Origin of the sequence: Sphingobacterium sp. BS-2 (assembly GCF_046161205.1) — a bacterium.
GTDB lineage: Bacteria > Bacteroidota > Bacteroidia > Sphingobacteriales > Sphingobacteriaceae > Sphingobacterium > Sphingobacterium mizutaii.
Genome location: NZ_JBIXGO010000019.1, coordinates 476,747 through 502,648 on the forward strand (window position 1 = coordinate 476,747; position 25,902 = coordinate 502,648).

General features: G+C 39.8%; 23 protein-coding genes. 1 reads left to right on the top strand and 22 read right to left on the bottom strand.

Features of this window, described 5'->3' with window-relative positions; genetic code table 11:
* Window positions 1–60 precede the first annotated feature (60 nt).
* The 8 genes from prfA to ACK2WI_RS14005 all read right to left on the bottom strand — a co-directional run bounded on the left by prfA (window position 61) and on the right by ACK2WI_RS14005 (window position 9,573).
* Window positions 61–1,134, bottom strand: coding sequence for a peptide chain release factor 1 (prfA, locus tag ACK2WI_RS13970; protein ID WP_093100683.1), 1,074 nt, complete (start codon window positions 1,132–1,134; stop codon window positions 61–63).
* Between the two features lie 91 nt (window positions 1,135–1,225).
* On the bottom strand, window positions 1,226–1,555 hold the full coding sequence (locus ACK2WI_RS13975; RefSeq protein WP_312697336.1) for a multidrug efflux SMR transporter: 330 nt from the start codon (window positions 1,553–1,555) through the stop codon (window positions 1,226–1,228).
* Between the two features lie 70 nt (window positions 1,556–1,625).
* Window positions 1,626–2,189, bottom strand: coding sequence for a Crp/Fnr family transcriptional regulator (locus ACK2WI_RS13980; RefSeq protein WP_093100680.1), 564 nt, complete (start codon window positions 2,187–2,189; stop codon window positions 1,626–1,628).
* Window positions 2,171–2,926: a UDP-2,3-diacylglucosamine diphosphatase gene (locus ACK2WI_RS13985; RefSeq protein WP_312697338.1), complete on the bottom strand. Its 756-nt coding sequence runs from the start codon at window positions 2,924–2,926 to the stop codon at window positions 2,171–2,173. Before ACK2WI_RS13985 ends, ACK2WI_RS13980 begins: the two co-directional genes overlap by 19 nt.
* A 168-nt stretch (window positions 2,927–3,094) precedes the next feature.
* On the bottom strand, window positions 3,095–4,090 hold the full coding sequence (locus ACK2WI_RS13990; protein WP_093100677.1) for a DUF5007 domain-containing protein: 996 nt from the start codon (window positions 4,088–4,090) through the stop codon (window positions 3,095–3,097).
* A gap of 18 nt (window positions 4,091–4,108) precedes the next feature.
* Entirely contained in the window at window positions 4,109–4,789 is a 681-nt protein-coding gene (locus tag ACK2WI_RS13995) for a hypothetical protein (protein ID WP_409151404.1), read from the bottom strand.
* 25 nt (window positions 4,790–4,814) lie between these two features.
* A complete protein-coding gene (locus tag ACK2WI_RS14000; RefSeq protein ID WP_093100674.1) occupies window positions 4,815–6,428 on the bottom strand; it encodes a RagB/SusD family nutrient uptake outer membrane protein in 1,614 nt (537 codons plus the stop codon).
* A gap of 10 nt (window positions 6,429–6,438) precedes the next feature.
* The gene (locus tag ACK2WI_RS14005; RefSeq protein ID WP_093100672.1) at window positions 6,439–9,573 is read right to left on the bottom strand and encodes a SusC/RagA family TonB-linked outer membrane protein; all 3,135 of its coding nucleotides are present in this window, start codon (window positions 9,571–9,573) and stop codon (window positions 6,439–6,441) included.
* Window positions 9,574–9,861: 288 nt separating this feature from the next.
* On the opposite strand from ACK2WI_RS14005, the gene ACK2WI_RS14010 reads away from it, so the two are divergent.
* Window positions 9,862–12,009 (top strand): prolyl oligopeptidase family serine peptidase, encoded by a 2,148-nt coding sequence (locus ACK2WI_RS14010; protein ID WP_409151405.1) that lies wholly within the window; start codon window positions 9,862–9,864, stop codon window positions 12,007–12,009.
* A gap of 54 nt (window positions 12,010–12,063) precedes the next feature.
* Here ACK2WI_RS14010 and ACK2WI_RS14015 read toward each other — a convergent pair whose 3' ends face one another.
* The 14 genes from ACK2WI_RS14015 to ccsA all read right to left on the bottom strand — a co-directional run bounded on the left by ACK2WI_RS14015 (window position 12,064) and on the right by ccsA (window position 25,895).
* Window positions 12,064–12,705 carry a hypothetical protein gene (locus ACK2WI_RS14015; protein WP_409151406.1) on the bottom strand — a complete coding sequence of 214 codons (642 nt, stop codon included), beginning with the start codon at window positions 12,703–12,705 and terminating at the stop codon, window positions 12,064–12,066.
* Window positions 12,706–12,918: 213 nt separating this feature from the next.
* A complete protein-coding gene (locus ACK2WI_RS14020; RefSeq protein WP_409151407.1) occupies window positions 12,919–14,154 on the bottom strand; it encodes a thioredoxin fold domain-containing protein in 1,236 nt (411 codons plus the stop codon).
* 101 nt (window positions 14,155–14,255) lie between these two features.
* Window positions 14,256–15,437 carry an aminopeptidase C gene (locus tag ACK2WI_RS14025; protein ID WP_093100668.1) on the bottom strand — a complete coding sequence of 394 codons (1,182 nt, stop codon included), beginning with the start codon at window positions 15,435–15,437 and terminating at the stop codon, window positions 14,256–14,258.
* 164 nt (window positions 15,438–15,601) lie between these two features.
* Window positions 15,602–16,657 carry a TerC family protein gene (locus ACK2WI_RS14030; RefSeq protein WP_093100666.1) on the bottom strand — a complete coding sequence of 352 codons (1,056 nt, stop codon included), beginning with the start codon at window positions 16,655–16,657 and terminating at the stop codon, window positions 15,602–15,604.
* 3 nt (window positions 16,658–16,660) lie between these two features.
* Window positions 16,661–17,635, bottom strand: a complete 975-nt coding sequence (locus ACK2WI_RS14035) for a polyprenyl synthetase family protein (RefSeq protein ID WP_312697342.1) — start codon at window positions 17,633–17,635, stop codon at window positions 16,661–16,663.
* Between the two features lie 53 nt (window positions 17,636–17,688).
* A complete protein-coding gene (locus ACK2WI_RS14040; protein WP_185211363.1) occupies window positions 17,689–18,255 on the bottom strand; it encodes a DUF3109 family protein in 567 nt (188 codons plus the stop codon).
* 1 nt (window position 18,256) lies between these two features.
* Window positions 18,257–19,048, bottom strand: a complete 792-nt coding sequence (locus ACK2WI_RS14045; protein WP_093100662.1) for a DUF3108 domain-containing protein — start codon at window positions 19,046–19,048, stop codon at window positions 18,257–18,259.
* 30 nt (window positions 19,049–19,078) lie between these two features.
* Entirely contained in the window at window positions 19,079–19,594 is a 516-nt protein-coding gene (locus tag ACK2WI_RS14050; protein WP_169918970.1) for a DUF2480 family protein, read from the bottom strand.
* A 65-nt stretch (window positions 19,595–19,659) separates the two neighbouring features.
* Entirely contained in the window at window positions 19,660–21,759 is a 2,100-nt protein-coding gene (locus ACK2WI_RS14055; RefSeq protein ID WP_312697343.1) for a SurA N-terminal domain-containing protein, read from the bottom strand.
* 148 nt (window positions 21,760–21,907) lie between these two features.
* Window positions 21,908–22,492: an LPS export ABC transporter periplasmic protein LptC gene (gene lptC, locus ACK2WI_RS14060; RefSeq protein WP_236736560.1), complete on the bottom strand. Its 585-nt coding sequence runs from the start codon at window positions 22,490–22,492 to the stop codon at window positions 21,908–21,910.
* A gap of 18 nt (window positions 22,493–22,510) precedes the next feature.
* Window positions 22,511–23,854: a hypothetical protein gene (locus ACK2WI_RS14065; RefSeq protein WP_409151408.1), complete on the bottom strand. Its 1,344-nt coding sequence runs from the start codon at window positions 23,852–23,854 to the stop codon at window positions 22,511–22,513.
* Window positions 23,855–24,029: 175 nt separating this feature from the next.
* A complete protein-coding gene (locus ACK2WI_RS14070) occupies window positions 24,030–25,013 on the bottom strand; it encodes a DUF6427 family protein (RefSeq protein ID WP_312697345.1) in 984 nt (327 codons plus the stop codon).
* A gap of 14 nt (window positions 25,014–25,027) precedes the next feature.
* Entirely contained in the window at window positions 25,028–25,231 is a 204-nt protein-coding gene (locus ACK2WI_RS14075; protein ID WP_093100655.1) for a CcmD family protein, read from the bottom strand.
* A gap of 1 nt (window position 25,232) precedes the next feature.
* Entirely contained in the window at window positions 25,233–25,895 is a 663-nt protein-coding gene (gene ccsA, locus ACK2WI_RS14080) for a cytochrome c biogenesis protein (protein ID WP_093100653.1), read from the bottom strand.
* Window positions 25,896–25,902: the final 7 nt, after the last annotated feature.

A 25,902-nucleotide genomic window follows, 5' to 3' on the forward strand; every position in this document is an offset into this window, starting at 1 on the left:
TCAGAAGGTGTGCAAATATAGTGTTTATTTCTATATCTGCTAATATATTTTTGAAAAATCTTACTCTACGGCGCCTTCTTTCATCTTTTCTGCATTCTCAGCAAACTGCAATGCATCTATAATGTCTTGAATATCACCATCCATAATTGCCGGAAGGTTGTACATCGTCAATCCGATGCGGTGCTCTGTTACACGACCTTGTGGATAGTTATAAGTACGGATTTTTGCCGAACGGTCACCAGTGGAAACCATGGTTTTACGTTTTGCAGCAATATCACCGTGTTTCTTCTGTACTTCTAGCTCATAAAGTTTGTTACGAAGCATCTCCATCGCCAATTCACGGTTTGCTAACTGCGAACGTTCTACCTGACAAACAACTACGATACCCGATGGTTTGTGGGTCAACTGAACTTTGGTTTCTACCTTGTTCACGTTCTGTCCACCAGCACCACCTGATCTAGAGGTCTGCATTTCGATATCGCCTGGGTTCAACTCCACGTCAACTTCTTCTGCCTCTGGTAATACGGCAACTGAAGCTGCAGAAGTGTGGACACGACCCTGGGTTTCTGTATCTGGAACACGCTGTACGCGGTGAACTCCTGATTCATATTTCAATTGTCCGTATACATCTTCGCCGATTACTTTCAAGATTACCTCTTTATAACCGCCTGAAGTTCCTTCCGTTACGTCCATTACTTCGTTTCTCCAACCTTTGGTTTCAAAGAAACGAGTGTACATACGGTATAAATCGCCGGCAAATAAGGCTGCTTCGTCACCGCCTGTACCGCCACGGATCTCGATGATGGCGTTCTTAGCATCTTCCGGATCCTTAGGGATCAACATTAAGCGGATTTCCTCTTCTTTTTCCTCTTTTTCCGTATATAAGATATCCAGTTCCTCTTTGGCCATCTCTCTCAGTTCCTGATCTTTCTCGTTGGCTAGGATATCTTTGTTGGTGTCGATATTGCTGACCATATTTTTATAAATATGGTATTGCTCAACAATTTTGCCCAAGTCTTTGTATTCCTTGTTCAACTTTGCAAAGCGCTTCATGTCGCTGATCGTATCGGGATTGCTTAACTCTCTTTCAACTTCTTCCCAGCGCTCTTTTATGGCTTGTAGTTTCTCTAACATAAATTACATCTTGCTTTACCGCAGGGCTTTTGAATACCATACACGGTAATTAATCGACAAAAATAAAGATTTTTATGCGCTTTTAAAGATACTAATGCGAAGAAACTGCTTTTAGTCCAACAATTGACCCGATTAAAGTGATAATAAAGAAGATGCGCCAGAAATCTGTAGGCTCTTTAAAGAAGAATATACCCATTAAAACAGTACCTACGGCACCGATTCCAGACCATACGGCATATGCTGTTCCTAGAGGAAGGGTTTGGGTAGCTTTGATCAACAATCCCATACTGATGGTCACACTGATCAGGAAACCTAAGTACCAAAGGTACATTTCGGCTCCAGTTGCGTCTTTGGCGCGGCCAATACAATAGGTGAAAGCGACTTCAAATAAACCACCAATTATTAATATTATCCAATTCATTGCTGTAAATTTTTAATGGCGCAAAGGTCTAGTTTAATTTAGCCAATTCTTTTTACAATTGTTAAAAATTTTACCTTTTTATGCCGCGTATACGGCTCAATGTAACTTGGGAAATACCTAGATAGGAGGCGATATAGCCTAGTTTGATGCGGTTGGTAATATTGGGTGCCTTTTTCAACAGCTCTTCATAACTCTCATAAGAGGATCTGAAAAGCCTTAGCATCAGTCTTTCTTCAATCTTTAAGGCTTCAAGCTCGGCTAAGCGGCGACCCCAATTGCTGATGGAGGTATGGCTTTGGTAAAGCTCTTGGAGTTTTTGTATAGAAAGACGATATAATTGAGATTTTTCCAAGGTTTGGATGGTCTCATAGCCGGGTTGCTGGTGAATATAGCTGTTCAAGGACATCAAGACTTCACCGGGGAAGGTGAATCCAAGGATGATTTCCTTTTCAATTTTATGGTAATATATTCTGCAGATGCCATCTTTCTGGAAATAGAGAAAGGGACTGGTTTTGTCCGCATAGATGACTGTCGTGTTTTTGGGGACTTCAACCAGTTCGCAGATTTCTTCCAATAAGGAAAACTGCTCATCATTCATTGGGTAGATCGAGTTTGCTATTTCTCTGAATTCCATTTTTCAAGTTTAATTTCTTGCCCGTCCCAAACAGCATAAGTGTGGTAATTGATCCACTCGCCGAGATTGATGATTCGGCTACTGTTCTTTAATTGAATGTCATAGGGTAGATGTCGATGTCCAAAGATGAAATAGTCGTAATGCTGTTGCTCAAGGATTTCTTTGGCATAAACGACCAGCCATTCATTCTCCTCACCAAGAAAGCGTTCTTCGGCATTATTTGAAATACGGCTGTGCTTGGACCAGCGTTGTGCAATCCCAATTCCCAGGTTGGGGTGCAATCTGGCAAATAGCCATTGGCAAAGAGGGCTTCGAAAAACCTTTTTAAGGAATTTGTATTTGGCATCTCCGGGACCCAATCCGTCTCCGTGATGGATATAGATTGATTTCCCATTGAGGTTAATGACTTTCTCATTGGAGATAATCTCTGCATTCAGTTCCTCTTTCAGGTATCCGAACATCCACATATCGTGGTTACCCTTAAATAGGGTGATTTTAATCCCTAGATCGGCTAATTCGGCCAGTTTGCCCAAGAAACGGATATAGCCTTTAGGGACTACGGTGCTGTATTCGAACCAAAAATCAAAGATATCACCGACCAGATAGAGCTCAGCAGCATCGCGCTTAATGAAGTCCAGCCAAGAAATAATATGCTGTTCCCTAACCTTGGATTGATCCATAGGATAGGAACCTAAGTGAAAATCTGATGCAAAATATATTTTACTGCCTGGGCTCATTCAGGTCAAAACTAGCATAATAATTACGGATTATCAAGACAGGGTAATATTTGGTTTAGTGGAATTAAAACCAATATAATGAAGGGAATAGGAAGGATGGAAGAGAAATGAAAAAAGTTTGAACAACAAGTACTGCGATTTCCTTGCTGTCCAAACTGATATTATTAACTATTTAATCACTGAAACTCTCGTTACGCTAGGTAGTTTTACTTCCACGATGTAAGTACCTTCCATCAACACCCTAAAACCGAATACGGGGTTTACGTTGTTGTTTGGCAGGCCATCGATGGATGCAAACTTCATCGGGATACGGTAATAATTCAGGTAACTCCAATCGGTTCCATTCTTATCGATCAGCTTTGTCAATGGAAATGGTGCCACCTCAAAATCACAGATCAATGCGGTATCCGTTGTGATCACCGGATTGAATTTCACGTGGGATTCAAACATTGGGCGGTCACCTCTTTTTACGATTTCACCAGCTTTAGGATTGAATGGCTTTCCGGTTTTATCCACAATTTTTAAGATTACCCTAGCACCTTCGTTTGAAACCTTCTTACTGGTCACCTTAGGAGCAGTTATGGTGGTAAAAACTTCAGATGCACTGGAGCCAGTCGCTGCTTGATAAGTTACCTCAAACATATCTTCAATGGAAGGGTCCACAATCTCAATGGTTGCCAAGTTTTCGAAAAGCTTGGTGCCGCGTTGATTGGTGAAATTGACATCAAAGGCATATCGTCCTAATGGAAGGTTTGCCGATGCCCTATTAAAGATCAGTTGGCCACTGATCTCGTTGAATTCCATGGGAGGTTTTTTCACGTTCTCCCTTTTCTGGTTTAACAGCTCTACGGTAGTGTCGGTTTCCGCATTGAATACCATTCCTTGCTTAAACACCAACATTTCGTAATCTGTGAAAAACTCTTTCGGAGCTGCAGCACCTGTTTCAGCATCCCGAAGGTTCAGCAGTTCGAATTTATAGGGTGGGGTAGATCCGTCCGCGTTAATGCGGTCAGACATGGTCAGGGACATCCCACGTTTAGCCTGTATGATATTTGATTTATAACGGATATTATCACTCTGGAATCCATTCTCAATCTTCGAACAGGCTGCCAGTGCTGTTATAACCCCTAGACCAATGACGATCGAATTGATTTTCTTTTTCATAATTTTTTCAATTTTAGGTTATTGAGCCATTTTTCCACTGTTAAAGAATAGCCGATGGTTGTTGTCTAACACATGAACGATCCCAGTTGTAGTGATTATGCCTGATGTTTGGCAGTCAAAGGACCTGTCCAATTCATTCTCAGGAATAGCATTACGGTCTGGTTCATCAGCATCTAATGATTTAATGACCTTGGTAAAGTTCAAGTAATCAACATAGTCCACATAATCGCTGTATTCCCTTGTTCTACGCAATTTGATGTTGAATCTAACGTTCGGAATAGGGCCAAATTTAGAAGTGAAATATTTGTTTTCGGTGGTCAGGTTTTCCCGATTGATCGCGCCGTCATACACATAGATCATCATGGAATCGCGAAGCTCATTCTTCGGAATGTCAGTAATGCTGAACTTGATGTTCTCATCACCCACTTCCACAATTTTCTCTTGTTTCTTGGCTGCCACATAATCGCGGATTCCATAGTCAGAAGTGACAAACAGCGTGACTTTTGAATTGATGATATCCTTAATGCCGGCATGGTCAATGATTCGGACTAGCGAGTCGAAACTTCCATGCTCCTTCAGGAAATCATAAGTGGTTTTGTTCACATGTGGATCACTTACTCCGCCATCATTCCTGTAATCATCCTTAGAACAGGATGCAGTCAACAACAGGAGGAATAAGATATATAATACATTTTTCATGATCTAAAATTCTAATTGTTAAGTGTTATAATTTACCTCTCCAGTAACTTGTTTGCACAAGTTTGTTGTTGTTCTTAAATAGTGCAGGGTTAATTGGCCAGTAGAAACCTTCTTGTTTAAATCTTGACTCACTCAACCAGCCCACAAAGTTTTTGTATTGGCGAGTACGGATCAGGTCAAACATGATATGTCCTTCCAGGTACATTTCCTTTCCTCTTTCCAAGGCATATTCATAGAAGACCTCATCATTGGTCAAGGTATTCGCAAGCATAGCCGTTGGATCAGCGCCATTTCTTTTTCTAAATGAATTGATGATATCGATGGCAGCACGGGTATTGCCTCTATACAATGCTATTTCAGCTTTAAGCAACATCATATCGCTTAAACGGAATACAATAATGTTGTTGCTAATAAAGGCATCCTGTTTTTGCGCAGCATTTCTGTATTTCACATTATGGTATTTGATACAGGTAGGCCTTTCGGTATCAAGATCTGTGAAGTTCTTGCGATATCGAACATCACCATCATCGATCACTCGAACATCTCCCTCTCTCCATTCCCATTGACCAATGGTGGAGTTCCAATACCAATCCCAAACTTTCCCCATCTTATAGAAATGGTTGCTAAGGTATTCTGAGTTCACATAACATCTAGAGTTAGTGCCGTAATACGCGATTTGAGAAGTTCTTAGGAACATATTGGCGATATGCAAGTTACTGCCTTCCCGAAGATCATCATTGATGGCGATCTCAAAGATCCCTTCTCTAGATTTACCTACAAACGTATTGTAATAGTTAGCGGTATCCGTCAGGCTATACATTCCGTTGGCAGTGATCGCATTGATAGCAGCTTCCGCTTTGTCAATATCAGCCATTATCGGTTGGTCCACCGTCACGTTGGTAGTTGTTGCTCTCCAAAGGTATAAGTGGGCCAGTAAAGCTTGAGCAGAACCCTTATTCGCGGTTACTTTCGCGTCGTTTTGCGAAGTATAATTCCAGTCTAGGAGCTCGATTGCTTTCAGGCAATCTGCCTCGATCTGTTTCATGACATCCGTTTTTGGGCTTCTAGGTAATTCCTCGGCTGAAATCGGATCTTCATATTCTTGAGTCACCAACGGCACATCTCCCCATACCCTGACCATCATGAAATAAGCAAGAGCACGCAAGAAATGAGCTTCGCCCATAACCTTGTTTTTGAATTTATCGGGATTAGCTACATCATCCAATAAGGCGTCATCAACTTTAGGCACCCTATTCAAAATAATATTGCTCATCGTGATAGACTTGAAAAACCTACGCCAGTCAGCAAAGGATTCCACATTATATTGAAAGGTATAATCCCCGTTTTGAATGCCTTCCAATCCATCTCCAGTGTATTGAATGGTGAAATACTGTTTTGCCACAGCATCCCCATACATAAAATAGCTTGGACTTGGATTCCAGTTTCCGGTGTTCATCACATTACGCATCAGGGCATAATTGCCGGCCAAAGCGCTGCTCAAGTCCCTTGAACTTTTCCAAAAGGCCTCAGAATAGGTCGAGTTTACAGGCTCTTCAGTCAGAAAGTCCTTACAGGAAGAAACGAGTAGTATCGCAATAGCAACATTGCACAGTACTATATTTTTTATTATTCTTTTCATGTTGATTGCTTTATAAGGTTAGTTCTAGACCAATAGTGTATTTCCTAGGAATTGGATACCCAGCTCCATTGTACTCACCATAAGGATTCACCGCTTCTGCATCAGGCAGTTTCTTAGACTGTTGCCACATCAACACATTGTCCATGATACCAAATACGCGAAGGTTGGATAGCTTCCAGCTCTTCAATAGGTTCGATGGCAGGTTGTAGGAAACAATAAAGTTCTTCCAACGCACATAGGACCCGCTCTCTAAGAAGAAGGATTGTGCGGAGGTGTAATAGTAGCGATAGGTTCCCAGGTCATATTTAGCGTATTCTGCTTGGTCACCCGGATTTCTCCACATGTTCAAGTTCTTGAGGTTAGGAGTGGAGTAGAAAATAAAATTATTTAACGGATCGCCAGACGTTGAGTTTGAGAACTGATCCGATTCAAATAAATTCAATACATCTCTGTCAAATCCATAATTGAATTGGAAGGTCAAGGTGAAATCTTTATAAGAGAAGACATTGTTCCAACCGCCGACCCATTTGAAGTTCGGGTCACCCATCGGGATTTTATCTGGATTGATACCGCTATTGAAGATATCAATAAAGTAATCACCATCAAGATCCTGGAAGTAGAAATCTCCCGCATTAAATGTTCCGTTTGAGTTTCTATAACGTTCTCCAGTATTAGGGTTGACAGGAATATCATCCATCGTACTGAATACCCCTAGGGTATTGTAAAGATAGAAAGCATTGATCGGACTTCCTACAGAAAGGATATGGGACTTGTCAAATCGATCTCCGCCCATAACTAAATCCCTGCCTGCATTCGGAAGGTTCATGATCCTGTTTTTTACGTAAGAGATATTGAAGTTTGAACGCCATTTAACTGCTGATTCCCTAGATAATACATCAGCAGAGAATTGAACATCCACACCTGAATTTCGGATACCAACGGAGTTGGTCTTCGCGTAATCATATCCAGTTGTCAATGGAAGTTCTACATCAAATAGACCTTCGTAGTTCTCCTTGTTGAACACGTCGATCATCATGGAAAAACGGCCACGCAATAACTCAATATCTAAACCCGCATTCCATTGTCTGTTTTTTTGCCAGCTTAGGTTTTTCTGCGCAACACCACTTACAAAGTTAGGCATAACAACCACTTGGCCATTGTAGGAAGAAGAACCGTTACTACCGGCAAAACCTCCAGCATTAACATCGTATAAGTTGTATTGAAGGTAATTACTGGTTGGTAATGCACCTGTAAGTCCATAACTACCTCTTAGTTTTAACAAGGTCAATACTTCATGGTCTTTCAAGAAATCTTCCTCGGAAATAATCCATCCTACTGATGCAGATGGGAAATAACCCCATTTATTGTTCGCTCCAAATCTTGAAGAACCATCAGCCCTGAATGCTCCTGAGAATAGATATTTGCTATCAAAATCATAGGACACACGAGTCAAATAGGATAGAAGTGAATAACGCTGAAGGTCAGAATAAGCTCCAATATTGTTCTGCAAGAATCCATTAACTACTTGGATCTGGTCAGATACCCCTTGGCTACCTGATGCTTGTACCATATCGATCTTGTTCTTTTCAGCTTCTTGACCTAGAAGGATGCTTAGGCTGTGCTTGTTAAATTGTTTGTTATAGCTTAATATGTTTGAAATCCTTAACTGGGAATCGCCGTAAGCTACAGAATAAGAATAGTTTCCTGCACCACTGGTCAACATGCTAGGACGGTTATAATCCCGTTTCGATTCATTGACAATGTATGCCGATTGTGAAGTAAAGGTCAATCCAGGTAAGATGACCAAACTTAAATTTAAATTGGTGTTAAAATTGGTGTTTCTGTTAACATCCAGGTTGTCTTCATATTGCCCCAGCAGGAAATCCGCCCTCTTTTGGGAGAGATTCAATAATGAAGTCGGCATATTGCCGGCACCTAATGCTATTGGACTCACACTATTACCATTTCCTCGATTCCTAGCATTATAAGAATAGGATACGATCGGGTTAATGGTCAACCTTTCTTGGATAGCTTTGGTGGCTAGGTTCAGGCGTCCGGAATAACGTTGGAAGCCAGTGGCCTTAACAATTCCCTCCTCATTGAAGTAGTCTCCACTGAAGCGATATGTCGTTGAGTTTCCACCACCTGATAAGGATAGGTTAGCATTGTTTACTTTTCCAGATTGGTAAAACAGGTCTTGCCAATCGGTATGACCATTGAACGCTGGGTTTAAGGAGTCGGTCAATAACTTTGGCAGGTTCTTTTGGTCGTTAATAGACACTTGGCGTCTGATGATGTCCAATTTCTGTTCCCTTTCAATTCTTCCTAAGGTCACTTCACGCAATTCAGGTCTTTGGGTCATACCGCTATAACCTGTAATGATGACGCGAGGTTCGCCGCTTCGGCCTTTCTTGGTGGTGATCATCACAACACCATTTGCTGCCCTTGATCCGTAGATCGCAGCTGCCGAGGCATCCCTTAAAACGTCGATGGACTCAATGTCGTTCGGGTTTAATCCGGCCAGGTAGTTGGTTCCAGTTCCGGTGTTAGGGCTTACGAATTGCTCGGTAGGCTGTGGAACTCCGTCGATAACATACAATGGGCTACTGATTACATTATAGTAATCATCTCCAGAATACTGGGTGCTAAGCGCGGATGTACCTCTCACCGATAGGGTAGGCGATGCTCCAGGGGCTCCTGAAAAGTTCTGGACGTTTACACCAGCTAAGCGACCTTGCAAGAGCATGTCAAAACTTGCTGCTGGTAAATTCTCCAATTCCTTTCCAGAAATACTGGAAATCGCCGCTGTTGCTTTTTTTCGGGTTACAGTCTGGTAACCGATCACCACAGCTTCTTCTAAAGTACTCGAGGTTTCTACTAAGATGATGGTCAAGTCATTCTGCGTTACGGTTACTTGCTTGCGCTCATAACCAATCGAAGAGGCCTCAAGCCTCTGTTGTAACTGACCTCCAATAATAAACTCCCCGTCTTGGTTTGTTTGGGTAGCAATTGTGGTACTCAGGTTCCGGATTGATGCGCCTACGATGGGTTGATTGTCTTGATTAAGGACCTTTCCCCGAATCTGCTGAGCATGTACCTGAACGGATACCAGAATCGAAACCATTAGCATGATAAATGTCTTCATGGATGGTTAATTTAGGTGTTAATTAGTAATTGAAATTAATTGGTGTTAAGTGGTTTTATTAATTCAAATTTAAACCAGTAGTTCTTACTTCTTCAACCGTATTTTAACCAAGAGTTTGCGTAAATTACCCTTTCAGCTTCTTATGGGGATTTATTTTAAATCAATTAGAAAAAATATAATAGTTAGGCATTATAAAATTGTTGTGATAATACGGAAAGCAGTTTTTCTGGGGATTTCTTCATGCAAATTATTTCATTAGTTTTGTGCTGAACTAATTGTAAGATCATTATGATGAAATATTTAAGTATTGGCATCCTAGCTGTTGGATTGACAGCTTGCCAACAAGAAAAAGTAATTGAATCTAAAGCAGACATTAGCGTGAAACCCTACCCTAAAACCCAAAAAATAGAACAAAAAGATAATTTCTTCGGAACCGAAGTCGAAGATCCATACCGTTGGTTGGAAGATGACCTTTCCCAAGAAACCAAAAATTGGGTTAAAGCAGAAAATGAGGTAACTGAAGACTACCTTAACCAAATCCCTTTCCGTGAGAATATCAGAAAACGTCTTGAACACCTTTGGGACTATGAAAAAGTCTCTTCCCCATTCACTTCTGGAGATTATATCTATTTTTTCAAAAATGATGGATTGCAAAACCAAAGCGTTTTATACCGCAAAAAAGGCGATGAGGGTAAAGAAGAAGTATTCTTGGATCCCAATAAGCTATCCTCTGATGGTACGACCTCTTTAGCGGGCTTATCCTTTAGCAAAGACGGATCTTTGATTTCTTATCAGATTTCTGAAGGAGGTTCTGATTGGACCAAGGTCATCATCTTGAATGCAGAGGATAAATCCATTGTAGGAGATACTCTGATGAATGTGAAATTCAGTGGAATGGCATGGAAAGGTAATGAAGGGATCTATTATAGCTCTTATGATAAACCTAAAGAAGGTTCCGCATTATCTGCTATGACAGACCAACATAAGCTATTCTTCCACAAATTAAATACGCCTCAAAACACAGATGAGCTTGTCTTTGGTGGCCCGGAAACCCCAAGAAGGTATATCGGTGCAGGACTTACTGAAGATGAACGCTTCTTAGTGGTTACTGCCGCTAATTCCACTTCTGGAAATGAACTTTACATCAAAGACCTTTCTAAGGCAGGATCTCCATTTGTTACCATGGTTAACAATATGGAGAAAAACCATTATGTCTTAGATAATGATGGGGACCGTCTCTTGATCTATACAGAATTAAATGCCCCAAATGGTCGTATCGTGCAAACGGATATTGCTAAACCAACTCCTGATACTTGGAAAGACCTGATCGCAGAAACCGATCAAGTCTTAAGTCCATCTATTGGTGGTGGTAAAATCTTTGCTAGTTACCTAAAGGATGCAACATCCCAAGTGAAGCAATACGATAGAACCGGTAAGTTTGAACATGATATTGAATTACCAGGAGTAGGATCAGCAGGTGGTTTTAGTGCAAAGAAAGAAGAAAAAGACTTGTACTATTCTTTTACCAATTATGTGAATCCAGGCACGATCTATAAATACGAGATTGCTTCAGGTAAATCAGAAATTTACAAAAAACCTGAAGTCCAGTTTGATCCAACCAAATACGAATCCAAACAAGTATTCTACACCTCTAAGGATGGGACCAAAGTACCGATGATCATTACTTATAAAAAAGGAATTAAACTGGACGGAACCAACCCAACCATGTTATATGGTTATGGAGGTTTCAATATCTCTTTAACACCTTCCTTCAGTGTCAGCAATGTCATCCTATTGGAACAAGGCGGAGTTTATGCGGTCGCTAACCTTCGCGGTGGTGGTGAATATGGCGAGAATTGGCACCTTGCAGGGACGAAGCTTAAAAAACAGAATGTATTTGATGATTTTATTGCGGCTGCAGAATACTTAATCAGCGAGAAATATACCTCCTCGGAGAAACTAGCAATTTCTGGAGGATCCAATGGCGGTCTTTTGGTGGGTGCATGCATGACACAAAGACCAGAACTTTACAAGGTGGCATTTCCAGCGGTAGGCGTTTTGGATATGCTGCGTTATCATAAATTTACTGCTGGTGCAGGTTGGGCTTTTGATTATGGTACTGCAGACGATAATGCTGAAATGTTCAATTACCTATTGAAATATTCCCCTTATCATGCTTTGAAGGCAGGAACTGATTATCCAGCGACCATGGTTACCACAGCCGATCATGATGACCGCGTAGTACCAGCGCATTCCTTCAAGTTTGCAGCTAGATTGCAAGAATACAACAAAGGGACTAATCCGGTGTTGATCAGGATCGATACAAAAGCAGGCCACGGCGCAGGAAAGTCTACTGCCATGGTAATTGCTGAACAGACTGATAAATGGGCCTTCATGTTCCAAAACATGAAGCAGGGCTATAAAGAAGTTAAATAATTGAAAGAGGCTCGGAAACAATTCCGAGCCTCTTTTTTATTAGGTATTTGTGCCTTATTTTTTAATCAATTTATAATAATACTTCACGTTGGCATAAGCTAGGGTGTCCGTGGTTTCGGTCATATCATCCTTACTCGGAAAATGATAGGTATTTCCCCAAAAGAAATCCTTGTCAGAAACAAGTCCCTCACTCTGGTTATCCAGATAGAAAGAAGCTTCTTTTCGTTTTTTAATCAAGCGGCTATAATTGCTTTCATAAATGATTTCTTCCTTAGTGCTTGGATAAGTACCATAGTATTGCCAAAAATCAGCATAAATATTCCATCGGAATAAGGAGTCCTTTTCACCTACTTTGAATCCAAAGACATTACTCTCATATTTATTCGGAAACTCTGTCAATGAATCTCTTTTCACCATCAGTGAATCATATTTGAAATAGGAAAGTTTGCTCTCTTTCCCAAAAGAGGTCGTAAAATAGCTGTTCGGATTGAAGCTTTCGGATTTATCTACGGCCCCGTCCTTGGAACCTACATACAATTTGGCATTGACAAGCTCAAATCGGTCAAACTTATAAACCATTGACTTATCTGGATCCTCCTTTTCTTCTGGTTCAATGGGATCATCCGTGCAGGAATAAATAAATAATAAAGGGAAAACGTAAAATAGCGGATTCTTCAAGTTAAGTGTAAATTTCATAGCATCTTGGTCATAATAGGATATGCAACAAAATTAGAAATAATGTTTATCAAAGAGAAAAATTAACTATCTAAATTTCGTTACAATTACCAAAACGTATCCATATCAAAAAAAGAAGCTACCTATTTTAGATAGCTTCTATTCCTAAATTAAATTTTCTTCAACCTCATAATGAGGCGTATAGGTGGTCTAACTCTGGATTTTTTGTTTAAACTATTTCGCCCAAGTAGGTTCGCCTTTCTTCATTTTTTCCAAGGTAGCTTGGTATTCCGCTTTACTACCTTCATCAACAGCCGCAATAGCTTTCTCTTGCCATTCGATGGCTTCCTTCGTTTTGCCAACTTTGTGCAATAAGTTTGCATAAGTATCCATTAAGGCAGGGTCATTTTCCGATTCAAGCGATTTCTTGCTCCATGCCAAGGCCGATTCAACACATGATGGATCATCGCAGTTTTCAAATATGGCCCAAGCAAATGAGTTCAATTGAGCTGCATTTACCTTTGCAGGATCTATGTTGATATAAGCTTGGACAGCGTCCCTAAATGCTGGCCAGTTTTGTTTCCTAGCATAGAAGTTTGGCTTAAAGCTCGCAATGCTGTTCGTCAATGATACATTAGGATATTTCTTGCTCACTTCTGCTACTGTTTTATCGAAGATATCAGCTTCAGATTTCATGACCACAGGAGCGATCTCTGAGTTAATAATGGAAACCGATAAGATTTGATCTGTTTTTCCAGCACCTAGCTTAGCATCCACTTTCTCTTTATTCTCAAGCAGGGTATTGAAAGCTTTTGATCCTGGTTTACCAACATTTTTGCTGATTAACTTCAATATATCGTCTTGCAATAATTCATCTGCTGAAGAATTGTTGATAACACTCTCGATAGCTTTAGCTGTCATGTCACGATCATAAGCTTTTTCTGCTGCTGCAGCCATAGCGATAGCAATAGCCTTATCGTTAGGTTTTTCGGTGAACTTCTTCACTAAAGTTTCATATTGGGTGTTTGGATCTAAACCTTCTTTTGCCAAGGCAATAAACTGATCAGCTTCACCACCACCCACGATGCGGTGCACCAATTCGCCCTCCGGACTGAAAATCAAGAAGGTTGGATAAGCCGCAACTTTATAGTTTTTCGCAAAGCGTTTTGCCTCTTCACGCCATGATTTCACATCTTCATTGTCCTCCGGAGTTTCATCCATTTGGATTTTCAGGTTCACAAAATTCTCATTGAAGAATGTGCCCACTTTTTCTTGAGGGAAAATATTGGCCGCCATCCACTTACATGGTCCACACCATGTCGTAAAGGCATCTACAAATATATGTTTGTTCTCCGCTTTAGCTTTTTCCTTTACTTTGGCCCAAGTCGTGTTGTGCTCAAAGGAAATTCCTTTCTCTTGGCCAATAGCCATGAATGGAATAATGAATAACAATAAAAATAACTTTTTCATAATCAGTGTTTATTACATATTGTGGAATTGTAAAAACTAAGTTAATTATTTAAATGAAAAAGTCCCGATTTTTATCGGGACTTTTCAAATTTTATTTAATATTAAATACCTAACTGTTTCTGCATGGTTTTATCCAATGCTTTCTTGTGAACCAATAAAGAAATTGTTTTGTAGCGAACAAATTCTTTCGTTGCATATAGGTATCCTTGGTAATCATTGGAAACTCCCCATGAGTTCTTCACGATATAGTATTCTTTTCCGTTTTGGTCTTTTACCTTTCCTACGATGTGCATACCGTGGTCATCAGTAGTTTCGTAATTATCAAAAGCTTCTTGTCTTTGATCAGCTGTGATAGTTGGTTCTGCTTTAGGACCATTAAACAATTGGTCGACCTCTTCTTTGCTCATTTTCTCAATAGGTTTCTCTGGAACAAAAGCAACACCATTTTTCCAGCTGAAAGTTTTCTCAGAAACATCCGTAGCCCAAGCAACAGTGAATCCTTTTTCTAAAGCTTTGTCGATGATATCAGTCAGATCATTGATCTTCACATTGTAGAAGCTTTCGAAAGACCAGTTGTCTGGAATCAATAGAACAAATGGTTTATAGTAGGCATGTTCCTCAAATGATGAGATTCCTACGTAATCATCAGGATTGATACCGATTACTTGGTCAGCAAATGTTCTTGGCGTATAGGTTTTTCCTTTGTATTGGAAGGACTCAGGAACTTCTCCTAAGTAAGAGTCCATTGCTCCAGTAAAAGCGCTCATCCAGTTTTTGGAAGGTTTCTTGCTTTTAGCAACCGTCTCGGTGATAGATTGCAAGATTGGACTCATCTCGCTGAAGTTGTTTCTTGATTGTCCTTCTGGTAAACCAGTGTAAACATCATAAGGTACAGCACCATATTTCTTGAAGATCGTCAATACATCATGCAATTGACCACCATCGCCCTGGGCTTGTTCTCCATGTAAGCGAACAAAGTTCTTCGCTTTTTCCACATAAGTGTTACGAGCGGTGTATAATTGGGAAATCTCAACAGGATCTTTACCCATACGGATCATTTCTGACTCTAGGAATGAGTTTCCTGAATATGACCAACAGGTACCTGATGATCCTTGATCCTTGATAGAAGTTCTTCCTAAGTTGATAACTTCTGTAAACTTGAACCCTTCTTTGCTATTGTCGCTTGCATTTCCTTTCAGGGCATTTATTAGATTGTCTTGAGCTTGTACTTGTGTAGCAGCAAAGAACGCAGCTGCAATTAGAATAGATTTACTCCAATTCATATGATTTGTGTGTTTTTTTAATTGTGCACGAATTTATTAATTATTAGCCGCGAACAAGGGTAGAATTTGTAAAAATATTAGCACAAATATTTCAATAGGATTAAGATTAGCCTATTGCAAAAAGAAACGGGCTGGTGATACCACCAGCCCGTTTCTTTAATTCTTTATGCTTTATCGAAATCCTGCTTCTTTGGAAAAGCAAGGGATGCGATGATACTCAGTGCTAAAATTCCTATAATGACGATCAAGGAATGGGAAGTAGTAAAGCCCCATTCTTTCAAGTAACTGTGCAATAACATTTTCAGACCGATGAAAATCAATAGGAATGCTAATCCAACTTTCAGGTAATGGAACTTGTGGATAATGTTGACCAATAAGAAGAACATAGACCTTAAGCCCAAAATCGCAAAGATATTGGAGAAGAACACAATATAAGGGTCTTTCGTTACCGAGAAGATCGCAGGAATAGAGTCAACTGCAAAGATCAAATCGGTAAACTCAATAACCAATAGAACCAAGAACAATGGTGTCATATATTTTTCACCATTTTCAATATGGAAGAACCTTCCTTGATCTAGTTTATGGGTTACTTTAAAGTGTTTTGATGCAAATTTTACCACAGGGTGGTTCTCGGGATCAACCTCTTCTTCTTTATTGCGATTGATGTACATATTAAATCCGGTATATACAAGAAATGCTCCGAATACATAAAGGATCCAGCCAAACTTCGTGATCAATGCTGCACCTACGAAAATAAAGATACAACGCATGATAATCGCACCTAGGATTCCCCATACCAATACTTTATGGTAATACTTTTCAGGAATACCAAATGAGCTGAACAATAGAACCATAACAAAGATATTGTCTACGGAAAGGGCATACTCCACCACATAACCGGTCAAGTATTCCAGGGTCAAGTTCTTATTGTAGATATGTATACTGGCCGCTAGGTCATTTTCATTAATGGTAATGTTATGGAAGTGGTTTGCAATGACTTCCTTGAGTCGAGCCATGTCATGAACATTATGGAGTTCATTTCCCCAATAGTAAAGGAGCAAGCCAAATAAGAGGGCAAAGGTTACCCAAATGGCACTCATGATTGCTGCAACTTTTAAAGATACTGGTTTGTCACTTTTGGAAAATAGACCTAAATCTATCGCTAGCATCAGGATTATAAATATTATAAATCCGATCATAAAAAGTGCTTCGTGGCTCATATTCTATTTTTTTCTTTCTGTAGTGTAACGTACTAATTGTTCTAATCCTAATTTATATTCTCCGCCATTCGGGATGGTATCCAAAATATCAAAAGCTTCTTGTTGATATTTCAACATTTGCTCCGTAGCATAATCTAATCCACCGTTGATCTTAACGAAATTGATGACCTCAGCCACTTTTTGCGAATCTTCATTATGGTTCTTCACCAAGTTGATGATCTTCCTTTTCTGCGCTTTATCAACGATAGATAAGGCATGGATCAATGGTAGGGTCATTTTCTTTTCCTTGATGTCATTTCCAACTGGCTTTCCAACATCATCCAGACCAAAATCAAACAGGTCATCCTTGATTTGAAAAGCGATCCCAACCTTTTCTCCAAACAAACGAAGCTTCTCAATCGTTTCCGGATCAGCGCCAGCAGAAGAAGCACCAATAGCACAACATGAAGCGATCAAAGAGGCCGTTTTCTTACGGATAATATCATAATAGATACCCTCTTCGATATCCAAATGCCTAGCTTTCTCAATCTGTAGCAATTCCCCTTCGCTCATTTGCTCAACAGCTTCCGATGCCAGACGCAACAGGTCATGTTCCTTATGCTTTACTGATAACAATAAACCCTTGGAAAGCAAAAAATCACCAACCAATACAGCAACCTTGTTTTTCCATAAGGCATTGATCGAGAAAAAACCTCGTCTTTCATTGGAATTGTCCACTACATCGTCATGTACCAAGGAGGCTGTATGAAGTAATTCAACCAACGAAGCGCCATGATAGGTAGATTCTGTGATACCTCCGGTCAATCCAGCTGAAAAGAAAACAAACATTGGTCGCATCTGTTTTCCCTTTTGCTTAATAATATAACGTGTAATACGATCTAATAACGGGGCGGAACTCTGCATAGAAGCCTTGAAGGTCTTTTCAAAGCGTTTGAGGTGTTCTTTTATAGGAAGTTGTATTTCGTCTAATGTTAACATGTAGTGGGTATAAGACCTTCAGATCAAACTGAATCGCAATAAAAATACTAAAATTATGCTTTAGAAGCTAAGGTATTTTCAAGCTGTTGGTACCATTCTTCACCGTATTCACGGATCAAAGGGTCTTTTAAGAACTTATAAACTGGGATTTTCAGTTCTTGCCCAAAGCTACAGGCATCTTTACAGATATACCAACGGTCATAATGCAATACATCAAACTCAGGATAATGGGTAGCACGGATAGGGTAGAGGTGGCAAGAGATGGGTTTTTTCCATTGTACATCTCCCATTTCATAGGCTTTTTCAATACCACATTTGGTAATTCCGTTCTCCCAAGTTACATAGGCACATTCCTTATTACCTCCCACACAAGTAGTCGTAAGATCGCCATCTGCATCGACCACTGAGGTACCCTGCTCCTCAATGGCTTTTATCCCAGCCTCGGTGAGGTAGGGTTTTACTTTCGGATAAATCTCCGCTAATATCTTGGTCTCAGCTTCCGTCAATGGAGCACCTGCATCGCCTTCAATGCAACATACCCCTTTACACTTACTGAGATTACACACAAAGTCATTGTTGATGATATCCTCATGAACAAGGACATTTCCTACTTCTATCATTTTATTTTGAATAACTTACCCTCTTGCCCAATGGATATTTTAGACCATCAGCACTCACTAAATCCATAGTCACTGATCCAATCAAGATTTCCACTTGAGCCTTCACAGGTATACGATTGCCATCATTGGTAACCCAAAGATACAAACGACTGCTCTTTTTAAAGATTCTTCCTGGAGATATTTCTGGACTAAGCTTTATACACTCCAGTTCACCCAGTACTGACTTTACTTTTTCAACCCCAATATACTCCACACCAAGTTGTGCAACCTCATCATTCAAAAAGTATGTGATCTTGAATTTATCACCTGACTTTAAGCCTGAGAAATCAAGATTCCTGGAAAAATAATAAGCGGATACCAAATCAAAAGTCTGTTGTGTCGGACTGGTGAAAGTTCCTTTTTTGCCTTTTACCTTCTTGGTCTTATGATCAAAAGTCGCATATTCCACCCTGCGGTAATTGTTCTCCCTAATATTCTCGGTATAGAGAATTGGAAGGAAATTCGACTGATCTATATAGGAATCATATTGGTTCTTTACCGTGTAAAACTTGGAAAAGGCTCCAGAGGTTTGCCCAAAGGCAGACAGATGGATCGCATCGTTTACCCCAAAGCTATATTTGGATTCCTGTACGGAAAGTGTTCCAGTAGCTGCCGAAATAAAACCATAGCGAAGCTTATATTTTAATATTTCGCCTGGTTTGAAAGTAGGATCTTTTAAATAAGGAAGGGTTTGTCCAATGACCGTGGTCATCAAAAAAACACTAAATACAAATAATGAAATAAATCTTTTCATACGGGTTTGACAGCAATTATATTGGAAAGTTTAAGATTTTCGCTTGAATACCGGAACAGTCGAACAGGGCTCGCCATACATAACGCTCTTGGCAACCTTGCTTAATTGTGTTGTGAATGTAACAAAAGCAGACTCTGGAACCGGAATATCACCACATCCTTTAACCACAATCCGTTGATCTTGGTATTGGCTATAATCCAATGTAGATAGGGCATGGTCAAATAAGACCTTGCGTACATATTCCTCATCGCCAAAATGGATGGATAGGGCTTGGTCGGCCAGCTTTGTGGATAGCAACATATAGGCCCATGTAGGCACGATCGCATCTGCAGAACAGATGATGCCAATATGTTTGTCTTTATATTGGGACCAATCATGGCTCTTGATGAATTCCCTGAAGTCTTTTTCCTTTAAGATTAGACCATGAAATAAATTATCCTTGATATCATAAATCTCAATAGCAGCTTTTGGAGCATGCTCTGCCAAATCAATCGTAATCAACCCGCTCTGTGCGACCTTGTTTATTATGTTTTCTTGAATGTCCATTTCTATAAAAATAAAAAAAGCTGGATAACATTCGTCATCCAGCTGCAAATTTAAACAATTCTATGTTAATAGAATTTAATACGATTGTCAACAATCTTGGCGTTGTCTTGTAGGGCTTTCAAGATTGTTCCCCATGCACGCTGAGATTTTGCGTCTGTGATCTGCTTTTGTTGTGTAGTCAATTCCTCACCCGCTAATGCCTTAGGATTTACAAAGCCTGCTACTTGAACAGCATAAACACCTTGTTTTCCTTCGATAGACTTCGATGGTTTGTTTGGCTGTAAACCGAATACTGTACCTACGACAGCGTTCTCAACAGCTACTCCTGGAATTACTGGGTTTGCTAAAACCACGTTGTCTACAGTTTGAACATTCTTGCCTAATTTCTGAGCCACCTGATCGATGTTCCCAGCTCCTGACAAAGCATTGTTCATTTTCTCTTTCAACATACGTGCTTTAACTAGATTTTTAACAACTGGCTCAATTAAGGTCTTAACTGATTCCAATGGTTGAATGCCTTTCGGCTGAATATTGGTTACTCTAGCAACGATAAAGTTATCTGTAGTTTCATAAACTTTGTCGCTGGTCTCACCGTTTTTAGCCTCAAATGCCCAACGTATAAGCTCTCTAGGAACCTCAACGCCACCTAACATATTGTCCATAGCAACCGTACGGTCATTTTTCAAGATCTCAACATTCTGTTGTTTTGCGATATCGTTGAAGTTATCCTTGTTTGCTGCTGTGAAGAATTGATTTGCTTTTGAATAAGCAGCATCTGTTGTTTCTTTTCCTGAATTGATACTCTTGTCTACAATAGCAAGTTTAGCAATTTGAGAATTTCCAATTTGTCTGTTGATCTTAACGATATGCACACCATAATTGGTCGATACTACTTTTACATCTCCAGCTTTACCTTCGAATAACGTTTCATCTAGCTCAGGGAATGCTCCGCGAGTTAATGTACCGATCTCGCCAGCATTGTTCTTACTGTTAGGGTCTGCGCTAAATTCAACAGCTAATGCTGCAAAGTTGGCTCCACCTTGAATCAAGTTCTTGATGGAATCTGCTTTCGCCATCGCTTTATCAACACCACCTTCTGTAGCTGGATTGATCAAAATATGACTTGCATTCACTGAATCCGGACTGTTTTTTACTGCGATTACTTTCGCTATCTCATAAACATTCTGAGTCAAGAATGGACCTACAACGGTACCAGCTGCTGTTTTGAAAGCTACTGAATCCAATGCTGGACTCAATTGACCTTTTGTATAATATCTTACTGGGTATTTGTTCTCCGAGTTGATCGTTACAAAGCTTGAATCATTGGTTGAAGCCTGTAATTCAGTTTTCAATTTTTGGATCTCGCCTAATACCAATGCTGAGTCAGCCGAATTAGGTTTTGCATCAAACAAAACATACTCTAACGTACGAATCTCCTCTGGATTTTTGAACGCATTTTTGTTTTTGTCATAATATTCCTTGTAGTCAGCATCTGTCAATTTGATCTCTGAATCTTTTACCGATGCATAGTCTAACATCACATACTTGAAGTTAGCAAGCTTATTACGTGAATTGTAATCATATTCAGCTTCTAAAGAAGTGGTGTAGATGCTGTTGTTGATTAAGTTCGTGTATTTTTGGTTTAAACGTTCGTTTCTCACATTCTCTAATAAACCTTCCCATTGAGCGTTCATCTCTGGGTTAGTTTTCGCTTGTTCAATAACCGCTGAAAGGTAGTTCTTGTCAAACTGTCCAGTCTGAGGGTTAGTGAAGGCTTGAATGATCTGTGGAGAAGGATTGTTGCCGAACAATAAGCTGTTCAACTCTTCCTTACCTACTTGTAGACCGATTTTATCAATTTCTTGATTTAATAAGTTCTGTGTTAAAAATTGGTTCCAAACTTGTTGAACCGCAAATCCGCGCATCTGTGGTGAGGCAGCCCCTCCCATCTGTTGTTGATACATTTGGCTTGCTTGGTCAACTTGTCCATTGAAGCTTTGATAATCAATACCTTCTCCATTGATACTACCCACTTCATTTTGGCTTCTTTGCCAAAATGGGGTACCAACATTGATGGCATCACCCAATAAAAATGCAACAATTGCCAAACCAATCACGAAAATGACTAAGCCCGCACGGTTTCGCAAAGAGGTCATTAATCCCATAACGATATTCTATAATTTTATGCTAATATTTTAATTAATTTGTTTTTCTTAAAAACAAGGCGCAAGATACAACTTTTATAAAAAAATAAGGTAAAAATTTATATTTAGCCTATTTCTATTTTCTTTTCGCCAATTCCTTCAATTTCTGCTAGTTCCCAAATGAAGGAAGTTGGGAGTCTGCCGATGGAATATGAATAGCAGTACCATTCATGAATCGAATGTCATTGAAATCTGCATCTGCTGTAAATGATGTGCCCTGCGCAGAGGTCCGGCCATCATTATATTCAGCGGTAATGGGTTGGCTACCATAATATTTCTTGTTCTTTTCGTCGTAAATCAACTCTTCCGTCTTGATAATCGTCCCATCAACCTTGGTGATCACCACATTTTTCCTGAATTCAGTCAATCCCTCAATCCTTTTCTGCAAAGCATACTCGGAGGTCACCCTTTGCATCTCCTTGGCTTGATCATCAAAGAATATGATCAAAACACCTTTCTTGAATTCATAATTTCCTGTACTGTCATGGTATACCCGCATTTCAGGTGCCTTTAATTCCGCCTTTACTTTCGCCGAATCACTGTATACCACCGTTACATCCTTGGATATATCCACAGCCTCTTCCTGCTTGATATTCGCCAAACGATCGATGTCCTTGGTGTCATTTTCACAGGCAATTGACAAGATTGCCCCTAGCAAAACAATTGTTAGGGGCAATATTCTCGATATTTTCATTGCTGTAATTCGCATTTGTTAATCGTAACTTCTTCTGATAAACCAAGCATCATTGATGGTGAAGCCTAAGTTGATATTGATATATCGCTCCCGCACCAAATTGCTCTGTATTGTTCCTTGTTGACCAAACTCAGCCGAAATGTTCACATTCGAGAAGGTCCTACCAAAGCCTGTTTCTGGTAATGGTAAACCTAGTCCCACTGTCACCGCCATATCATTGATACGTTGCTGGTTGATGGTCATGTGTGTTTTGTTATATCTGAAACCTAAACGGTAATCGATCACTTTTAAATAATTCAAAGAGGTTGGATCTGGCTTGATCTGTCCACCCACTGCAAAACCAATATTCTTGCCTAATGGATCTTCACCTTGGCGTACTTGGTACTTCGACCAATCTGCATATTTAAAGTCTGCACCAACCATCCAGTTGACACCTTTGCTGAAGGTAAAACCTACATTATGTCTTAAAGGTAAGTTGATTTTACGGTTTGATAAAATATCGGAATAAGAAGTATCAATAGGAACTTGCTCCGTAATGTTTCCAGTTCCGGTCATCGTACGGGTCACAATCGTAGAAACCTTGCTCTTTACTGAATTATCCAATGATCCTGAATAACCAATCGTTAAGTTCTTTCTGTTTCCCAATGGAATGAAATATTGTGCACCATAATCATAGACAATACCGGTAACTCTTCTGGTATCGGTCTTGGAGGTGTTGTAGAAATCGTAGTTGCTTGGGAACTCAATAATGGATTTGTCATAAAGGTTACCAAATAGGAAACCGATATTACCACCAATGCTGAAGTTCTTGAATGGAGATACCCCATAACCCACATAAGCTTTGTTCAAGCCACCTTCCCCAACCAATTTGGTCAAATAAGGGGTATTGCTGATATCTCTTTTAGATGAAATGCTATAACCTACATCAGAATAGGGCATCAATCCGAAGGAGATACCGCCTAATTTTGGTCCATTGTTCTTGTTCAAAGAGAATCCAAACGCAAAATGACTGAATGCAAAGTCTGCAGTATGGTCAGTCAGGTTGTTTTTTTGCAATTGAGTCACGTTGCCATACAGTCCAGCATCTAAAATCGTTCTGTTGAATCCAGAATAGGATGCAGGGTTTGAAATATTTAAAACCGGTAAGCCGCCTTGAAATCTAACCGCTGTAGAAATCCCTCCCATTCCTCGGGTCTGAGGAAGTAAATCTTCGCGCATCTGTCCCAATCCAAATTGAGAATATGGCGAATGTGAGGTTGAGGACTGTCCATAAGAGCGTGTACTCGAGAGTAAGATGGAACTTATTCCTAATAAAATAAGTAAGGACGTATTAGAGTAAAATAGTTTCAACTGTTCTAACATTTTAAGTGGATTTATCGCTGCATCATTCTTTCAAAATATCTTCTGTACAAATCGATGTGCTTAAATCTTATATGATGGCTGTATTATCCGAATTTTTGCTACAAAACTATCTATTTTTTAAATATCACAAGCTTTTTGTTTGTTAAAAAAGGTTAAACACCTATTGGTCAGTTGTTTAGAAAAACTGAAAATAGATAATTGTGGATAATATGACTAAATATAGCGTTTCGTAAAACCATTTGACCTTGGCATGCGTGAAAAAATAGGCCAGATAAATGGATAGAGGGGGTACACAGAGCAAAAAGTGATTGATCGATCTTTCCTCATTCAGGTAAAATGAACCAAAGATCAATAACAGCATGATAAACAATAACTGAAAGCTTTTTCTAATTTGTACCACACTCTTGAAAAAGTTGTCCTTTAGGATAAACAAGAAACCTCCCAAAGAAATAACGATAGGGATCAGCACAAAATAATCGTGCACATCCATGTTCAGTTTCGTTGGAAAAGCATAGGTAAAGGGTAAGAATATCTGATAGAACTCATCCATTCTTTCCAACCAGAAATAAGCGACCGCCAATAGGAAATAAACCGTTATTACGCCTAATAATGGAGTAATCCATTCCCGCCAATAAAAAGGTCTGAAAATAACCAAGCTCGACCAGATCAATAACAACATCACGATGAATGGGAAATAGATCAAACTCCCTAATGCCACCAATAGGCCAAGATCAAACATGATCCCTTTAATATCCACATGTTTGTAGATATTGAACAGCTTTTGGAGCATCCAAATAGTGATGAAATTACAGATTAAGGTAGGCGATAGAACCAAAAAGGGAATGAACAGACTCACCAAGGTCATAAACATCAATGCCGTCAGGAAACTAGGTTTGCCCAATAGGTTGAAATGGTTTACCACCCGATTCAAGGAAAAGGCTTGAAGCAAAGTCAGGACCAAGGTGATCAAGACATTTCCCGATGGTGAAAAGTTAGACCCTAAGCGGATGCCAGCCAATCGGTCTAGTCCAGGTTCAAATAAAACTGGCGTTAGTTTTTCAGGAAGATGGTAGAAGACCCCCAAGCATAATACCGTACCAACAAAAATAACGAGGAATACGTTCAGTCCCGAAAGAGTTCGATGTTGGTTGATCAGCATAGAGGTGTACTCCCTTATTTATCTTTTTCTAGTTTTTTGACTCTTTTGTCTATGCTAAATAAGTAGATGGCAACCGATAAAAAGATTACCAGCATCACCGCTACTACTACATAGATTTTTCCTTCAGCACGAAGACCATCAGCCATCTGTACCTTTTCTTGGGCATTCAACGAAAAGCTGATCATTAAAGCCACTAGGGACAATAGGAAATTTCTCATATTAAAAACTATTTCTTTTATCTTCAATTATACGAACACGGTAGCGTAAGCTCGCTATCCAACAACCAATCAAGATCCAGCCAATAACAGCCGTGTAAAACACGGGGCGCATGTAATTATCCATATCCAAATCCCCAAAAGTAGAGTTGCCTCCGCTTCCTGGATGCAATGAATCATTCATCTTGGGTAAGATATAGATCAATACGATCATGATCGGGAAAGCAAAAATATTGTAGATCGCTGAGATCTTGGCGCGTTTCTGCTCTTCTTCCATTGCATTTCGAAGTACTAAATAAGCTAAGTACATCAAGGTGGCAATAGCTGCACCATTCAATTGTGGGTCATTGGTCCAAGGAGCACCCCAAGTTATGTTTGCCCACAGCATACCCGTCATCAATCCACATGCACAGAACAAAATACCTGTATTTACAGCCTCAACTGCCATAAAATCGTACTCACGTTTGCCAGTATTCAGATACTTAATGCTATAGATCAGGGATATCAAATACAAAACCATCATCGTAAACCACATTGGAACGTGGAAATATACATTACGAATGGTTTCATTTAAAATAGATAATACGGGAACGGGGCCAAGGAGTCCTGCAATTATGGTACTAGCGACCATGACAACCCCTAAAATTTTCCACCAACTTTTTTTCATAAGAACA

Bases quoted from the DNA above. Each gene is read 5' to 3' on its own strand.
- ACK2WI_RS13975 (WP_312697336.1), bottom strand. From the start codon at position 1,555: ATGAATTGGATAATATTAATAATTGGTGGTTTATTTGAAGTCGCTTTC.
- ACK2WI_RS13995 (WP_409151404.1), bottom strand. From the start codon at position 4,789: ATGAAAAATGTATTATATATCTTATTCCTCCTGTTGTTGACTGCATCC.
- ACK2WI_RS14015 (WP_409151406.1), bottom strand. From the start codon at position 12,705: ATGAAATTTACACTTAACTTGAAGAATCCGCTATTTTACGTTTTCCCT.
- prfA (WP_093100683.1), bottom strand. From the start codon at position 1,134: ATGTTAGAGAAACTACAAGCCATAAAAGAGCGCTGGGAAGAAGTTGAA.
- ACK2WI_RS14020 (WP_409151407.1), bottom strand. From the start codon at position 14,154: ATGAAAAAGTTATTTTTATTGTTATTCATTATTCCATTCATGGCTATT.
- ACK2WI_RS14025 (WP_093100668.1), bottom strand. From the start codon at position 15,437: ATGAATTGGAGTAAATCTATTCTAATTGCAGCTGCGTTCTTTGCTGCT.
- ACK2WI_RS13985 (WP_312697338.1), bottom strand. From the start codon at position 2,926: ATGAGCCCAGGCAGTAAAATATATTTTGCATCAGATTTTCACTTAGGT.
- ACK2WI_RS13980 (WP_093100680.1), bottom strand. From the start codon at position 2,189: ATGGAATTCAGAGAAATAGCAAACTCGATCTACCCAATGAATGATGAG.
- ACK2WI_RS14050 (WP_169918970.1), bottom strand. From the start codon at position 19,594: ATGGACATTCAAGAAAACATAATAAACAAGGTCGCACAGAGCGGGTTG.
- ACK2WI_RS14065 (WP_409151408.1), bottom strand. From the start codon at position 23,854: ATGTTAGAACAGTTGAAACTATTTTACTCTAATACGTCCTTACTTATT.
- ccsA (WP_093100653.1), bottom strand. From the start codon at position 25,895: ATGAAAAAAAGTTGGTGGAAAATTTTAGGGGTTGTCATGGTCGCTAGT.
- ACK2WI_RS14035 (WP_312697342.1), bottom strand. From the start codon at position 17,635: ATGTTAACATTAGACGAAATACAACTTCCTATAAAAGAACACCTCAAA.
- ACK2WI_RS14040 (WP_185211363.1), bottom strand. From the start codon at position 18,255: ATGATAGAAGTAGGAAATGTCCTTGTTCATGAGGATATCATCAACAAT.
- ACK2WI_RS14010 (WP_409151405.1), top strand. From the start codon at position 9,862: ATGATGAAATATTTAAGTATTGGCATCCTAGCTGTTGGATTGACAGCT.
- ACK2WI_RS14005 (WP_093100672.1), bottom strand. From the start codon at position 9,573: ATGAAGACATTTATCATGCTAATGGTTTCGATTCTGGTATCCGTTCAG.
- ACK2WI_RS14055 (WP_312697343.1), bottom strand. From the start codon at position 21,759: ATGGGATTAATGACCTCTTTGCGAAACCGTGCGGGCTTAGTCATTTTC.
- ACK2WI_RS14045 (WP_093100662.1), bottom strand. From the start codon at position 19,048: ATGAAAAGATTTATTTCATTATTTGTATTTAGTGTTTTTTTGATGACC.
- ACK2WI_RS14075 (WP_093100655.1), bottom strand. From the start codon at position 25,231: ATGAGAAATTTCCTATTGTCCCTAGTGGCTTTAATGATCAGCTTTTCG.
- ACK2WI_RS14000 (WP_093100674.1), bottom strand. From the start codon at position 6,428: ATGAAAAGAATAATAAAAAATATAGTACTGTGCAATGTTGCTATTGCG.
- lptC (WP_236736560.1), bottom strand. From the start codon at position 22,492: ATGAAAATATCGAGAATATTGCCCCTAACAATTGTTTTGCTAGGGGCA.
- ACK2WI_RS14030 (WP_093100666.1), bottom strand. From the start codon at position 16,657: ATGAGCCACGAAGCACTTTTTATGATCGGATTTATAATATTTATAATC.
- ACK2WI_RS14070 (WP_312697345.1), bottom strand. From the start codon at position 25,013: ATGCTGATCAACCAACATCGAACTCTTTCGGGACTGAACGTATTCCTC.
- ACK2WI_RS13990 (WP_093100677.1), bottom strand. From the start codon at position 4,090: ATGAAAAAGAAAATCAATTCGATCGTCATTGGTCTAGGGGTTATAACA.